This window comes from Gordonia sp. UBA7599, from assembly GCA_002477755.1.
GTDB lineage: Bacteria > Actinomycetota > Actinomycetes > Mycobacteriales > Mycobacteriaceae > Gordonia.
Window position 1 is genome coordinate 1 of the sequence record DLKD01000125.1, and the last position, 14,117, is coordinate 14,117.

General features: G+C 69.6%; 13 protein-coding genes and 2 pseudogenes. 13 read left to right on the forward strand and 2 right to left on the reverse strand.

The features are described from left to right. From B4L26_RS14100 to dapC, 6 genes and pseudogenes are all read left to right on the forward strand, one after another. Nucleotides 1-550: pseudogene (locus B4L26_RS14100) on the forward strand (ABC transporter family substrate-binding protein); the annotation flags it as partial. Further along, nucleotides 547-1,422 carry an N-acetyl-1-D-myo-inositol-2-amino-2-deoxy-alpha-D-glucopyranoside deacetylase gene (gene mshB, locus B4L26_RS14105; protein WP_290719681.1) on the forward strand — a complete coding sequence of 292 codons (876 nt, stop codon included), beginning with the start codon at nt 547-549 and terminating at the stop codon, nt 1,420-1,422. The pseudogene B4L26_RS14100 and the gene mshB, both read left to right, overlap by 4 nt. Continuing rightward, nucleotides 1,422-1,811 (forward strand): facilitated glucose transporter, encoded by a 390-nt coding sequence (locus B4L26_RS14110; protein WP_290719684.1) that lies wholly within the window; start codon nt 1,422-1,424, stop codon nt 1,809-1,811. Before mshB ends, B4L26_RS14110 begins: the two co-directional genes overlap by 1 nt. Nucleotides 1,812-1,821: 10 nt before the next feature. Continuing rightward, complete coding sequence (locus B4L26_RS14115) at nt 1,822-4,410, forward strand: bifunctional FO biosynthesis protein CofGH (RefSeq protein WP_290719687.1); 2,589 nt, start codon at nt 1,822-1,824, stop codon at nt 4,408-4,410. 107 nt (nt 4,411-4,517) lie between these two features. Continuing rightward, entirely contained in the window at nt 4,518-4,844 is a 327-nt protein-coding gene (gene fdxA, locus B4L26_RS14120; protein ID WP_290719689.1) for a ferredoxin, read from the forward strand. A gap of 7 nt (nt 4,845-4,851) precedes the next feature. Then, nucleotides 4,852-5,955 carry a succinyldiaminopimelate transaminase gene (gene dapC, locus B4L26_RS14125; protein ID WP_290719692.1) on the forward strand — a complete coding sequence of 368 codons (1,104 nt, stop codon included), beginning with the start codon at nt 4,852-4,854 and terminating at the stop codon, nt 5,953-5,955. A 19-nt stretch (nt 5,956-5,974) separates the two neighbouring features. Here dapC and B4L26_RS14130 read toward each other — a convergent pair whose 3' ends face one another. Together B4L26_RS14130 and dapD are read right to left on the reverse strand one after the other, a co-directional pair. Continuing rightward, nucleotides 5,975-6,616, reverse strand: coding sequence for an O-methyltransferase (locus tag B4L26_RS14130; RefSeq protein WP_290719694.1), 642 nt, complete (start codon nt 6,614-6,616; stop codon nt 5,975-5,977). Nucleotides 6,617-6,635: 19 nt separating this feature from the next. Next, the gene (gene dapD / locus B4L26_RS14135; RefSeq protein ID WP_290719696.1) at nt 6,636-7,601 is read right to left on the reverse strand and encodes a 2,3,4,5-tetrahydropyridine-2,6-dicarboxylate N-succinyltransferase; all 966 of its coding nucleotides are present in this window, start codon (nt 7,599-7,601) and stop codon (nt 6,636-6,638) included. A gap of 107 nt (nt 7,602-7,708) precedes the next feature. On the opposite strand from dapD, the gene B4L26_RS14140 reads away from it, so the two are divergent. From B4L26_RS14140 to B4L26_RS19110, 7 genes and pseudogenes are all read left to right on the forward strand, one after another. Next, nucleotides 7,709-8,077 carry a DUF485 domain-containing protein gene (locus B4L26_RS14140; protein ID WP_290719698.1) on the forward strand — a complete coding sequence of 123 codons (369 nt, stop codon included), beginning with the start codon at nt 7,709-7,711 and terminating at the stop codon, nt 8,075-8,077. After that, entirely contained in the window at nt 8,074-9,717 is a 1,644-nt protein-coding gene (locus B4L26_RS14145; RefSeq protein WP_409563417.1) for a solute symporter family protein, read from the forward strand. Before B4L26_RS14140 ends, B4L26_RS14145 begins: the two co-directional genes overlap by 4 nt. Before the next feature lie 49 nt (nt 9,718-9,766). After that, the gene (dapE, locus tag B4L26_RS14150; RefSeq protein ID WP_290719700.1) at nt 9,767-10,864 is read left to right on the forward strand and encodes a succinyl-diaminopimelate desuccinylase; all 1,098 of its coding nucleotides are present in this window, start codon (nt 9,767-9,769) and stop codon (nt 10,862-10,864) included. After that, nucleotides 10,861-11,655 carry a TIGR00730 family Rossman fold protein gene (locus B4L26_RS14155; RefSeq protein ID WP_290719702.1) on the forward strand — a complete coding sequence of 265 codons (795 nt, stop codon included), beginning with the start codon at nt 10,861-10,863 and terminating at the stop codon, nt 11,653-11,655. Before dapE ends, B4L26_RS14155 begins: the two co-directional genes overlap by 4 nt. After that, nucleotides 11,655-12,191 (forward strand): TIGR00730 family Rossman fold protein, encoded by a 537-nt coding sequence (locus B4L26_RS14160; RefSeq protein ID WP_290719704.1) that lies wholly within the window; start codon nt 11,655-11,657, stop codon nt 12,189-12,191. The genes B4L26_RS14155 and B4L26_RS14160 overlap by 1 nt, the downstream gene beginning before the upstream one ends. Before the next feature lie 33 nt (nt 12,192-12,224). Continuing rightward, nucleotides 12,225-14,006, forward strand: a complete 1,782-nt coding sequence (locus tag B4L26_RS14165; protein WP_290719706.1) for a long-chain-acyl-CoA synthetase — start codon at nt 12,225-12,227, stop codon at nt 14,004-14,006. Between the two features lie 14 nt (nt 14,007-14,020). Then, nucleotides 14,021-14,117: pseudogene (locus B4L26_RS19110) on the forward strand (dihydropteroate synthase); the annotation flags it as partial.

Sequence of the window (14,117 nt, forward strand, 5' to 3'; positions counted from 1 at the left end):
CGGCAAGCAGCTGGAGGTGCGCGTGGGTGCGGTGTCGACCGACCCGCGCGCGGTGGCAGCGGCCGCCGCGATCACCGACCAGCTGCGCAATGCGGGCGTGCTCGGCACCGTGGTGCGGCTGCCCAACAGCGAGTTGTACTCCTCGGCACTCACCGGTTCACGGGTCGACCTGGTGGTCGGCTGGTCCGACGGCAGCATCGCGCCAGCCACTGCGCTGGCGTCTCTGGTCGACTGCGACCAGCCGAAGACAGGGGAGCAGGAGAAGAAGCCGGGGCCCGGTGGCACCGATGAGTCGGGCTTCATCAGCAACATCTCGGGCCTGTGCGATGCGGAACTGATCACCCTGGCCCGGCAAGCGCTGTCGGCGCCCGACCCCGACCCGCTGCTCGACGAGGCCGAGGGCCTGCTGGCCCAGGCCGCGATCTACCTGCCGATCTACCAGGATGCGGCGCTGGTCGTCGTCACCGACGAGGTGTTCGGCGTCCCGCTCACCGGGCCGGTCCAGACATCGATCTTCGCCGGTGCCGCGCGGTGGGCGCTGCCGCAATGACCGAACCGCGCGCGGCGCGCCGGCTCCTGCTGGTCCATGCGCATCCCGACGACGAGTCGCTGATGACCGGCGGCACGATCGCCCACTATCTCGCCGCCGGCGTCGAGGTCGTCGTGGTGACCTTCACCCTCGGCGAGGAGGGCGAGGTCATCGGGGAGCGGTGGGCCTTACTGGTCGCCGACGGCGGCGCCGACCAGCTCGGCGGATTCCGGATCGGCGAGCTCGCCGCCGCGCTGGCAGCGCTGAGCCCGGACCAGGCCGCGCCGCTGGCCCCGCGCTTCCTCGGCGGGGCGGGCCGGTGGCGTGACTCGGGAATGGCCGGATCACCGTCGGCGCAGCACCCGCGGGCACTGGTGGGCGCGCCGCACGACGACCTCGTCGACGCGCTGCTGGTGGAGTTGGCCGCGCTCGACCCTCAGGTCGTGGTCACCTACGACGAGGCGGGCACCTACGGACATCCCGACCACCGTCGCGTGCACGAGGTGTGCGCCGCGGCGGTAGCGCGCTACACCGACAAGACCGGGCACCCGATCAAGGTGTATGAGTCGGTGACGCAGCGTTCGGCGCTCGAGGCGGGCCTCGCCGCGGCCGCCGGTCGTGTGCCGCCGGGCTGGCGCATGCCCGGGCCGGGTGAGTTGCCCAGCTATCCCGACGACGAGATCACCGCGGCAATCGACGTCAGGGACGTGCTCGACCGCAAGGTTGCAGCTCTGGCCGCCCATGCCACTCAGGTGACCGTTGCGCCGTCGCAGACCGAGTACGCACTGTCGAACAACATCCTGGCTCCGGTGGGACCGGTCGAGCACTACCGACGCGTCGACGCGGGCGCCTCGCCTGCGCACCACGAGACCGATCTCTTCGAGGGGGTCTGATGAACCGTCGTGGCGTGGGCGCCGTCGACATCGCACTTCTGGTGCTTCTGTTCGTCGACGGGCTGATCGTCGGGATCGCTTCGGTCGCCGCGCTCAACCAGCACGTCGGGACCGCCGCCGCACCGATCGGCATCGCCGTCGCAGCGATCGGCAACGCGCTGCTCGTGTGGTTGGCGTCGGGTTTCGCCGACTCGCCGTGGAACTGGTTGCCGGTCATTGGGTGGGGAATCGTCGTGCTGGTGGCCGTCGGCACCGGACCCGGCGGAGACGTGTTGTTCGTCTCGGACTGGCGCGTCGCCGCGCTCATCGTCGCCGGGATCGCTGGTCCGGCGGCGCTCGTCTGGGCGGCGGGCACCCGGCGTCGGATCGAGCAGGCGCAGCGCGGCTAGTATCGGCAGGGTGAGCGATGAACGCCCTTCCGAGGCGGCGATGCGCCGGGCCCTGCGCCGTGCGCGAGACGGTGCGACCCTCAATGTCGACGAGGCGGCGGTGCTGCTCGCGGCAACCGGTGACGACCTCGACGACCTGACCGCCAGCGCCGCCCGCGTGCGCGACGCCGGCCTGGCCGCCGCCGGTCGCGACGGGCAGATCACGTACTCGCGCAAAGTTTTCATCCCGCTGACGCACCTGTGCCGCGATCGCTGCCACTACTGCACGTTCGTCACCGTGCCGGGCAAACTGGCCGCGGAGGGCAAGGGGATGTTCCTCGAGATCGACGAGGTCCTCGACATCGCCCGCGCCGGCGCGGCGCTCGGCTGCAAAGAGGCACTGTTCACCCTGGGCGACCGACCCGAGGACCGCTGGCCGCAGGCCGCGCAGTGGCTCGACGAGCGCGGCTACGACTCGACTCTGCAGTACGTGCGGGCCGCCGCCATCCGGGTGCTGGAGGAGACCGGTCTACTCCCGCACCTGAACCCCGGCGTGATGTCGTGGGAGGAGATCTCGCGTCTCAAGCCCGTCGCACCGTCGATGGGCATGATGCTGGAGACGACGTCGAGCCGCCTGTTCACCGAGAAGGGGCAGCCGCACTACGGCAGCCCCGACAAGGACCCCGCGGTGCGCTTGGCTGTGCTGACCGACGCGGGCCGACTGTCGGTACCGTTCACCACCGGGATCCTCGTCGGGATCGGGGAGACCCGACTCGAGCGCGCCGAGTCGATCATGGCCATCCGTGCCAGCCACAAGGCATACGGGCACATCCAGGAAGTCATCGTGCAGAACTTCCGCGCCAAGCCGGACACGGCGATGCGCGCGGTGCCCGACACCGATCTGTCCGAGTACCGGGCCGCGATCGCGGTCGCGCGGCTACTGCTGGGGCCGGCGATGCGCGTGCAGGCACCGCCCAACCTCGTCGACGCGCAGGAGTGCGCGGCGCTGATCGCGGCCGGGATCGACGACTGGGGCGGGGTGTCACCGCTGACCCCCGACCACGTCAATCCCGAACGGCCCTGGCCGAACCTCGATGCGCTCGCCGACATCACCGCCGCCAGCGGCTTCACGCTGACCGAGCGGCTCACGGCGCAACCACCCTACGTGCTGGCCGGATCGCCGTGGATTGATCCGCGCGTCGCCGGGCACGTGCGCGCGCTCGCCGATCCGGTGACCGGGCTGGCCGCCGACGGCGCGATGCCCGTCGGGCGCCCCTGGCAGGAACCCGACGAGGAGTGGGACTCGTCGGGGCGCATCGACTTGAACACCGAGATCGACGTCGTCGGCCGCCACACGGAGACGCGCAGCGACCTGGGCTCGGCGTTCGGTGATTGGGAGACCGTCCGCGAGCAGGTCGCCGCGCTGGCCGGCGCCGAATCCGGTGCGCCGAGTCGGCTCACCGCCGAGGTCGCCGCCGCGTTGCGGCATGCCGAAGCCGACCCTGCGGGCTGCAGCGACGACGACTATCTGGCGTTGGCGACGGCCGACGGTGACGACCTGGAGGCGCTGGTCGCCCTGGCCGATTCGATCCGCGCCGACGTCGTCGGGCCAGACGTCACCTACGTCGTCAACCGGAACATCAACTTCACCAATATCTGCTACACGGGCTGCCGGTTCTGCGCCTTCGCGCAGCGCAAGGGCGACGCCGACGCCTTCACCCTCTCCGCCGAGGAGGTCGCCGATCGGGCCTGGGAGGCCCACGTCGCCGGAGCCACCGAGGTGTGTATGCAGGGCGGCATCGACCCGGAGCTGCCGGTCACCGGCTACGCCGACCTGGTGCGGGCGGTGAAGGCTCGTGTGCCGTCGATGCACGTGCATGCCTTCAGCCCGATGGAGATCGTCAACGGCGCCTCGCGCGGCGGCGAATCGGTCCGCGACTGGCTCGTCGCGTTGCGCGAAGCCGGGCTGGACACCATCCCCGGTACGGCGGCGGAGATCCTCGACGACGAGGTGCGCTGGGTCCTGACGAAGGGCAAGCTCCCAACCGCCACGTGGATCGACGTCGTCAGTACCGCCCATCGCGTAGGGCTGCGGTCGAGTTCGACGATGATGTACGGCCACGTCGACGCCCCGCGGCACTGGGTGGCCCACCTCAACATCCTGCGGTCCATCCAGGACGACACCGGCGGGTTCACCGAGTTCGTGCCGTTGCCGTTCGTGCACCAGAGTTCGCCGCTGTACCTGGCCGGCGCCGCCCGTCCCGGGCCGACCCGCCGCGACAACCGGGCGGTGCACGCGCTGGCCCGCGTGATGCTGCATGGGCGCATCCCCAACATCCAGACCAGTTGGGTGAAGCTGGGCACCGCCGGTACCCAGGCGATGCTCAACGGCGGTGCCAACGACCTGGGTGGCACGTTGATGGAGGAGACCATCTCGCGCATGGCGGGGTCGATGCACGGCTCGGAGAAGACCGTGGCCGAGCTGCATGCGATGGCGGCGGGGATCGGACGCCCCGCTCGCCAGCGGACCACCGAGTACGGCCGCGTCGATACGGCCGGGAGTGACGCGCGTCATGCCGGTCGAGCCCCGATTTCGCCTGTCCTGGTCTATGACAGATAATCTGGGGTTGAAGACTTCAGCAGTGCACCGTGCCACGGCCCAGCCCATCGCCGACGGCGCGGAATGATCATTTCCGGCTTCTTCGGGGCCGACGGCGTAAGGAGACCGTGGTGACCTACATCATCGCCGAGCCCTGTGTGGACGTCCTGGACAAGGCTTGTGTCGAGGAGTGCCCGGTCGATTGCATCTACGAGGGCGGCCGGATGCTCTACATCCAGCCCGACGAGTGCGTCGACTGCGGTGCCTGCGAACCGGTGTGCCCGGTGGAGGCCATCTTCTACGAGGATGACGTACCCGACGAGTGGGAGCCCTACACCGCGGCCAATGTCGACTTCTTCGACGATCTCGGCTCGCCCGGCGGTGCGTCGAAGGTCGGTAAGACCGACTACGACCCGCCGTTCATCAAGGGCCTCCCGCCCATGGGCGAGGACTGAGGCCCGGGTGGGCCGACGTCGGGTCAGTGCGGCCCTGCCGGACTTCCCGTGGGACACGATCGCGGGCGCGCGCGCGACGGCGGCCGCCCATCCCGACGGGCTCATCGACCTTTCGGTGGGCACTCCGGTGGACGCGGTCGACCCGCTGATCCGTGACGCGCTGTCGGCGGCGAGCGGATTCCCCGGCTACCCGACGACGATCGGCACGCGGGAACTGCGCGACGCGGCCGCAGACGCACTGGTGCGTCGCCACGGCACCGTCTCGCTTGGCGACGGACAGATCCTGCCCGTCATCGGGACCAAGGAGGCCATCGCCGGGATCTGTTCGACACTGGGCCTTGGTGGCGGCGATCTTGTGGTCATCCCACAGGTCGCCTACCCGACGTACGAGGTGAGCGCGATCCTGGCCGGTGCACAGCCGGTGCGCGCCGACGAATCGGGAACAGTGCCGGGCTCGGCCCCGACGCTGGTGTTCCTCAACTCGCCGTCGAACCCGACCGGTGCGGTGATGGGTGTCGAGCTGATGCGCGCCGCCGTTGCGTGGGCGCGCGAGCGGGGCGCGATCGTCGTGTCCGACGAGTGCTACCTGGGCCTCGCGTGGGAAGCGGAGCCCGTCTCGGTCCTCGACCCGCGCGTGTGCGACGGCGACGTCACCGGCCTGATCGCGGTGCACTCGCTCTCGAAGACGTCCAACCTGGCGTCCTACCGGGCGGGGTTCTTAGCCGGTGACGCCGACCTGGTCGCCGAACTCCTGACTGTGCGCAAGCACTCCGGCTTGATGGTCCCGTTCCCGGTTCAGGCGGCGATGACCGCAGCCCTGACCGACGACCGCCACGTCGACGAGCAGGCGCAGCGGTACCGGGCTCGCCGCGAGGTGCTCAAACCCGCCGTTGTCGCCGCGGGCCTGCGCGTCGATGACTCACAGGCCGGTCTGTACCTGTGGGCCACCCGCGACGAGGATGCCCGGGTCACCCACCACTGGTTGGCGCAGCGGGGCATCCTCACCGCCCCGGGCGACTTCTACGGGCCCGCGGGCGCGACGCACGTGCGCATCGCGTTGACCGCCTCCGACGAGCAGATCGGCGACGCCGCGCGGCGGTTGGCCGGCTAGCGTATCCGCGCGGAGCCGGTCAGGCGCGTATCCGCGCGAGGGCGAACCCGTCCCAGCCCTTGATCCCGACGGTCTGGATCGCGGTGGCATCCAGGCGCGGATCGCGACCGAGCATCTCCAGCGCACCCCGGGTGCCGTCCCCGTCGGGGCCGTCCTCGCCGATGCGGCGCACCACGTTGTCGACGACGATCACCGTGCCCGCCCGGCCCAGACGCAGCGCCCACTCGAGATAGGCGGGGTTGTTGGACTTGTCGGCGTCGATGAAGACGAGGTCGAATGGGCCCGACAGCGTGGGCAGCGTGTCCAGCGCAGCGCCGACGAGAACCTCCACGCGGGCGTCCAGACCGGCCCGTTGTAGGGATGCCGTCGCCACGTCGGCGTGCGTCTGTTCGTGTTCGAGGGTCACTACCAGACCGTCGCCGCCGACGGCTTTGGCCAGCCACGCGGTGCTGTAGCCGGCGAGCGTGCCGATCTCCAGCACCCGACGGGCCCCCGCGATCTGCGTCAGGAGGTAGAGGAACTTGCCCTCGTTGGGCGACACGGCGATGTCGGGCAGGCCGCCCTGGCTCTGGGCGGTCCGGATGAAGTCGAAATCGGCCGCGTCGTCGGCGACGGTGCGGGTCAGGTATTCGTCGGTGCGGGTCCAGCGCTGCTCGTCCACCCCACCGACGCTACGCGGCTCAGTCGTTCTTGTGCAGCGCCGCGTTGAGGGCGATGCCGTCGCCCTTCCACGGCACGACCTCGACCACGCCGGTGGTGCTGTTGCGGCGGAACAGGATGTTGCTCTGGCCGGCCAGGTCGCGCGCCTTGACCTCGGTGCCGTCGGGGCCCACGACCTTGGTACCGGCGGTGATGTAGAGGCCCGCCTCGATGACGCAGTCATCGCCCAGCGGGATGCCGCACCCGGAGTTCGCGCCGAGCAGGCAGCGCTTGCCGAGGGTGATGATCTCCTTGCCGCCGCCCGAGAGCGTGCCCATCGTCGACGCGCCGCCACCGATGTCGGAGCCCTCGCCGACGACGACGCCCGCGGAGATGCGGCCCTCGACCATCGAGTTGCCCAGGGTGCCGGCGTTGAAGTTCACGAAGCCCTCGTGCATGACGGTCGTGCCCTGCGCGAGGTGGGCGCCCAGACGCACCCGGCTCGCATCGCCGATCCGGACGCCGGGCGGGATGACGTAGTCGACCATGCGGGGGAACTTATCGATCGAGAGCACCGTGACGTTGCCGCGGGCGCGCAGCCGGGCGCGGACGGCCTCGAAGCCGTCGACCGCACACGGGCCGAAGTTCGTCCACACGACATTGCTCAAGATGCCGAACTGGCCGTCGAGATTGATCTCGTGCGGGGCCACCAGGCAGTGCGAGAGCAGGTGCAGCCGCAGATAGACGTCGTGGGCGTCGGTCGGCGCGGACGACAGGTCGACGATGGTGGTGCGCACTGCGACGGTGCGCACGCCGCGGTCGGCGTCGACGCCGACCAGGGGCGCCAATTCGGGCGGGACGTCGGCGTCGGCGAGCACCTTGGTGCCCGACGACGAGACGATGCCGAGCTCGGGACCGGGGTACCAGGTGTCCAACACGGAACCGGCCCCGTCCCCCTCGTTGACGATGGTGGCGATGCCGACTGCGAATGCTCCTTGATTGCTCACGGTCGGAAATCTTACCCGGCGCGCGGTGGGCGATTTGTCCTGCTACGTTCGCTATGAGAACCCCAATGTGAGCTACGTCTCACCCCGCCGTGATCAGGAGGATTGGCGTGAACGATTCCGACGACACCCCTGGGGGCGCGGTGCCCTCGGGCGCCGAGTTCGTGGCGGCCGAAGCCAGCCCGGAGTTCGCCAACCTGTGGAAGACGTTGCGGCGCTTCGTTTTTCCGATGACTGCCTTCTTCCTCATCTGGTACGCGATTTATGCGCTGCTCGGGGCTTTCGCGCACGACTTCATGGGTAAGCCGGTCTGGGGCAACATCAACGTCGGCCTCATCCTCGGACTCCTGCAGTTCGTCACCACGTTCGCGATCACCGCGCTCTACATCCGCTTCGCCAGTGACAAACTCGATCCGGCCGCCGAGGTGGTCCGGAAGAACTTCGCCGATGGTGTCTACCTGGACGGAGCCGCGAAATGACCACGCACGAAATGACGACGTACCTCGCGGCATCGGGCGTGGGCAACCCGGTCGTCAACATCATCATCTTCACCGCCTTTGTCGCCGTCACGCTCACCGTCGTGATCCGGGTCAGCGGCAACAACAAGACCGCATCGCAGTTCTTCACCGGCGGCAGCTCGTTCTCCGGCCCGCAGAACGGCATTGCGATCGCCGGCGACTACCTGTCGGCCGCGAGCTTCCTCGGTATCGCCGGGGCGATCGCCGTCTACGGCTACGACGGCTTCCTGTACTCGATCGGCTTTTTGGTCGCCTGGCTCGTCGCCCTGCTGCTCGTCGCCGAATTGCTGCGCAACACCGGCCGGTTCACCATGGCCGACGTCCTGAGCTTCCGACTCAACGAGCGGCCCGTCCGCACCGCGGCGGCCATCTCGACGCTGACGGTCTCGCTGTTCTACCTGTTGGCGCAGATGGCCGGCGCCGGTGGCCTGGTGGCACTGCTGCTCGACATCTCCTCGCGCGCCGGACAGTCGATCGTGATCGTCGTCGTCGGCGTTCTGATGATCATCTACGTCCTCATCGGCGGCATGAAGGGCACCACGTGGGTGCAGATCATCAAGGCCGTCCTGCTCATCGCGGGCGCGGCACTGATGACGATCATGGTGCTCGCCAAAGTCGGGCTGAACGTCTCCGACCTGCTCGGCCAGGCGCAGAGCAAGATCGCGACGTCAAGCGACCCGGCGGTCGCCGCCCGTGACGTCCTGGCGCCGGGGGCGAAGTACGGCGGTTCGACGACGACGAAGATCGACTTCCTGTCCCTGGCGATCGCCCTGGTCCTGGGCACCGCCGGCCTGCCGCACGTGTTGATGCGCTTCTACACCGTGCCGACCGCCAAGGAGGCGCGGCGCTCGGTGGTCTGGGCGATCAGCCTGATCGGTGCCTTCTACCTGTTCACACTGGTCCTGGGCTACGGCGCCGCGGCCATCGTCGGACCCGACAAGATCCTCGCCGCGGCGGGCAAGGAGAACGCCGCCGCGCCGCTGCTGGCCCTGGAACTGGGCGGCACGATTCTGCTCGGCGTGATCTCCGCCGTTGCCTTCGCGACGATCCTCGCCGTCGTCGCCGGCTTGGCGATCACCGCGTCGGCGTCGTTCGCCCACGACATCTACGCGAGCGTCATCAAGCGGGGCTACTGCAGCAGCGAGGAACAGGTCCGCGTCTCGCGGATCACCGTCGTCGTCCTGGGCATCCTCGGCATCGTGCTGGGCATCCTCGCCAACGGCCAGAACATCGCCTTCCTGGTGGCCCTGGCGTTCGCCGTCGCCGCGTCGGCGAACCTGCCGACGATCCTGTACTCGCTGTACTGGCGGCGGTTCAACACCCGCGGCGCGCTGTGGAGCATGTACGGCGGCCTGATCTCGGCGATCGTGCTGATCGTCTTCTCCCCGGCGGTGTCGGGCGCCAAGACGTCGATGATCCCCGGTGTGGACTTCCACTGGTTCCCGTTGCAGAACCCGGGCCTCGTCTCGATCCCGCTGGCATTCCTGCTCGGCATCATCGGCACCCTCACCTCCTCGGAGCGCGGTGACCCGACGGTCAACGCCGAAATGGAGGTCCGCTCGCTCACCGGGGTCGGTGCCGCTGGCGCGGTGGCGCACTAACGCGGGTCGAAGGCGGGGCGGCACCGAGGTCGCCGGTACGGTGAAACGCATGGCACTGGACCTGCGCGCCGACCCGGCGGTGCTCACCGCGGCGCTCATCGACATCCGCAGCGAGTCGCGCGACGAGGCCGCTATCGCCGACGCCGTCGAGGCCGCCCTGCGCGAGCAGACCGACGGGTTCGAGGTGGTCCGCGACGGCAACCGCGTGCTGGCCCGGACCGACCTTGGCCGGGAGCGCCGCGTCCTCCTTGCCGGACACCTCGACACCGTGCCCATCGCCGACAACGTGCCGCACCGCTGGGAGAGCGCTCCGGAGGGGGACATCATCCACGGCTGCGGCAGCGTGGACATGAAGTCGGGCGACGCCGTCTTCCTGCACCTGGCTGCGACGCTGCCACAGCCCCGCCACGACCTGACGCTGGTCTTCTACGACTGCGAGGAGATCGCTGCCCAGTACAACGGTCTCGGCGTCATCGAGCGCGAGATGCCGCACTGGCTCGACGCCGACGTCGCCATCCTGGGCGAACCGACCGGTGGCCTCATCGAAGCCGGTTGCCAGGGCACGCTGCGCGTGCGGGTGAGCACCACCGGCACCCGGGCGCACACCGCGCGGGCCTGGATGGGCGACAACGCGATCCACCGCCTCGGCGGACTGCTCGGCGCACTCGCCGCCTACGAGCCGCGCCGCGTCGACATCGACGGCTGCGAATACCGGGAGGGGTTGCAGGCCGTCGCGGTGACCGGGGGAGTGGCCGGCAACGTCGTCCCCGACGAGGCGAGTGTCGACGTCAACTTCCGCTTCGCGCCCGACCGCAGCGCTGAGCAGGCAGTCGAGTACGTGCGTGAGGTCATCGCCTCGGCCCCCGGTGGAGATGAACTGGCCGTCGAGGTCACCGACCTGGCGCCCGGTGCGCTACCGGGGCTGTCCAACCCGGCGGCCGCCGAGCTCGTGGCCGCCGCCGACGGGCGCTTCCGCGCCAAGTTCGGCTGGACCGACGTCGCCCGGCTCGCCGCCCGCGGGGTACCCGCGGTCAACTTCGGGCCCGGTGACCCGAGCATCGCGCACATGCGCGACGAGCACGTCCCGGTGGCCCAGATCCACGAGGTTCACCGGGTACTGCGCGACTACTTGGGAGGGCAGTCGTGACCGGCGCCGACGAGCCGACCTCGGGTCCCGGCGCCGACTGCGGCCGGTACGAGGGCCCGACGTGGGTGCGCGCAGCCCCCGACGATCTCGAAATGACCTCGGATCGCCGCCTGCTCAACCGCCGTCCGCCGTGTAGCACCGACGATCTGAATCAGCTCAAGATCGACGACTCGTGGCGCGTTCTGCGGATCCAGTCGGAGTTCGTCGCCGGTTTCGACGCACTCCTGCACGTCGAAGACGCCGTCACCGTCTTCGGCTCTGCCCGCACCCGACTGGGCACGCCCGCCTACGAGTTGGGCGTGGACCTGGGCCGCGCCATCGGCGAGGCCGGGTACGCGGTGATCACCGGCGGCGGCCCGGGCAGCATGGAATCGGTCAACCGCGGCGCCCGCCAGGCCGGCGCCCGGTCGATCGGGCTGGGGATCGAGTTGCCCTTCGAGCAGGGCCTCAACCCGTTCATCGATATCGGCGTCAATTTCCGGTACTTCTTCGCGCGCAAGACGATGTTCGTCAAGTACGCCCAGGCGTTCGTCTGTCTGCCTGGTGGCTTCGGCACCCTCGACGAACTGTTCGAGGCGTTGACCCTGGTCCAGACGAACAAGGTCACGCAGTTCCCCGTCATCCTGGTGGGCACCGAGTTCTGGGGCGGGCTGGTGCAGTGGATCCGCGGCCGCCTCGTCGACGCGGGGATGATCGACCCCGCCGACGCCGACCTGATCAGCGTCGTCGACACCCCCGCGCAGGTCGTCGCGATCCTTCAAGCGGCTCGGCAGGCCAGGGCGGGCCACTAGTGGCGGCCGTCTGCGTGTACTGCGCGTCGGGCCCCGTGCCGTCGCGTTACCTGGATCTGGCCGCCGAGCTGGGCACCGCCCTGGGATCGTCCGGGCACACCCTGGTCAGCGGTGGCGGCAACGTATCGATGATGGGCGCGCTGGCACGCTCCACCCGCGCCGCGGGCGGGAGGACCGTCGGGATCATCCCGGGTCACCTCGTCGATCGGGAGGCCGCCGATACCGACAGCGACGAGCTGATCGTCACCGAGACCATGCGCGAGCGCAAACGCCTGATGGAGGCGCGCGCCGACGGTTTCATCACCCTGCCCGGTGGGATCGGCACGCTCGAGGAGCTGTTCGAGACGTGGACGGGCGGGTTCCTGGGGGAGCACGACAAGCCGGTCGTGCTTCTCGATGCGGACGGCTTCTACCAACCGATGCTGCGATGGCTGGACTCCCTGCACGCCGAGGGATTCGTCTCTCCGGCCGCGCTCGAGCGGTTGCTGGTCGCCGGATCGGTGGCCGATGCCGTGACGCTCGTTACCCGACAGTAGAGTTGTGTGACACTCGACGAAGAGGGGACGGCAATGAGCAAGGGTGCGGCCACCAAAAAGGTCCGGTTGACCGATCTGGCGAAGGGCGTGGTGGACATGATCCCGTCCGCGCCCCTGATGCTGCGCCACGCGCCGGGGCTGATCCACCGGCCCGCTGATGCCAAGAAGACGATCGGCAGCGTCTTCCAGGGCCACGCCGGGGCGCACCCGGAGCGGCCGTTCGTCCGCTTCGAAGGCGCCACCACGACCTACGGCGAGGCCAACACCATCGTCAACCGGTATGCGGCACAGCTCGCCGCGGACGGCGTGGGCGTCGGCGACGTCGTCGCGCTGCTCGGCAAGAACTCGCCGACGCTGCTGTACCTGACTCTGGCCACCGTCAAGATCGGTGCGACCGCCGGGATGATGAACTACAACCAGCAGGGCGAGATCGCCGACCACTCGATGACGCTGCTGGGCGCCAAGGTGCTGGTCCGCGACCCCGATTGCGCGCCGACCTTCGAGTCGATGTCGGCCTCGGTACTGCCGCCGCACGTCTACGACTATGCCGAGTTCGACGCGGCGTCGGCGGGGCGCTCGGCGATGAACCCGGCCGTCACCGCGACGCTGCCGGCGTCGACCAACGCGTTCTACATCTTCACCTCCGGCACGACCGGCCTGCCGAAGGCCAGCGTGATGAGCCACAACCGCTGGCTGGCCAACATGGCCGGCATCGGCGGCATGGCCGTGCGCCTGCGCCACTCGGACACGATGTACATCCCGTTGCCGCTCTACCACAACAACGCGCTGTCGGTCTCGCTCGGCTCGGTGCTCGCCGCGGGCGCGAGCGTGGCCATCGCCAAGCAGTTCTCCGCGTCGCGGTTCTGGGACGACATCATTCTCAACCGTGCCACCGCGTTCTGCTACATCGGCGAGCTGTGCCGCTACCTGCTCGCCCAGCCGCCGAAGCCGACGGACCGCTCCCACGGGGTGCGCCTGGCCGTGGGCAACGGCATGCGCCCGGAGATCTGGGACGAGTTCAGCGAGCGTTTCGGCATCAAGCGGATCGTCGAGTTCTACGGTGCCAGCGAGCTGAACCTGGCCTTCGTCAACGTGTTCACCGTCGAGAAGACCGCCGGCTTCTGTCCGCTGCCGTTCAAGGTTGTCGAATACGACCAGGAGACCGGCGAGGCGCGCCGCGACGCGAAGGGGCGTCTGCGTTCGGTGCGCAAGGGCGAGCCGGGCCTGCTGATCTCCGAGATCAGCAGCCGGGTGCCACTGGACGGCTACACCGATTCCGCGGCGACCGAGAAGAAGATCATCCGCGACGGCTTCAAAGACGGCGACTCCTGGTTCAACTCCGGGGACCTGGTCCGCGAGGTCGGCTGGGGCCACATCGCCTTTGTCGACCGCCTCGGCGACACGTTCCGCTGGAAGGGTGAGAACGTGGCCACCACCGAGGTGGAGCGGGCACTGGTCGGGCACGACGGCGTTGACGAGGCCGTCGTCTACGGCGTCGCGGTGCCCGGGACCGACGGCAAGGCCGGGATGGCCGCGGTCACCCTCGCCGAGGGTGTCGCCTTCGACGGCAAGGGCCTTGCCGAGCACCTGTACTCGACGCTGCCCGCCTACGCCGTGCCGCTGTTCGTGCGCATCATCGGCGCCGTCGAGGCGACGTCCACGTTCAAGAACCGCAAGGTCGAGCTCCGCGACGAGGGGTACGGCGAGGTCGGCAGTGACCCGCTGTACGTGTTCGCCGGACGGTCGGGCGGCTACGTCGAGTCCTACGACGACTACGCGGCCGACGTCGCCGCGGCCCGCGCGCCCCGCGGCTGACCGGTCCGCGGGTGCTGCCCGGTAGCGTGGACGGCGTGACGACCACGACGACGTTGTGCGGGCGACCCGTCGCCGGCGACCGTGCGCTGGTCATGGCGATCGTCAACCGCA

What these genes read in the sequence shown, in the direction of transcription:
- mshB (WP_290719681.1), top strand. Translation starts at nt 547, where the DNA reads ATGACCGAACCGCGCGCGGCGCGCCGGCTCCTGCTGGTCCATGCGCAT.
- B4L26_RS14110 (WP_290719684.1), top strand. Translation starts at nt 1,422, where the DNA reads ATGAACCGTCGTGGCGTGGGCGCCGTCGACATCGCACTTCTGGTGCTT.
- B4L26_RS14145 (WP_409563417.1), top strand. Translation starts at nt 8,074, where the DNA reads ATGACCACGCACGAAATGACGACGTACCTCGCGGCATCGGGCGTGGGC.
- dapE (WP_290719700.1), top strand. Translation starts at nt 9,767, where the DNA reads ATGGCACTGGACCTGCGCGCCGACCCGGCGGTGCTCACCGCGGCGCTC.
- B4L26_RS14165 (WP_290719706.1), top strand. Translation starts at nt 12,225, where the DNA reads ATGAGCAAGGGTGCGGCCACCAAAAAGGTCCGGTTGACCGATCTGGCG.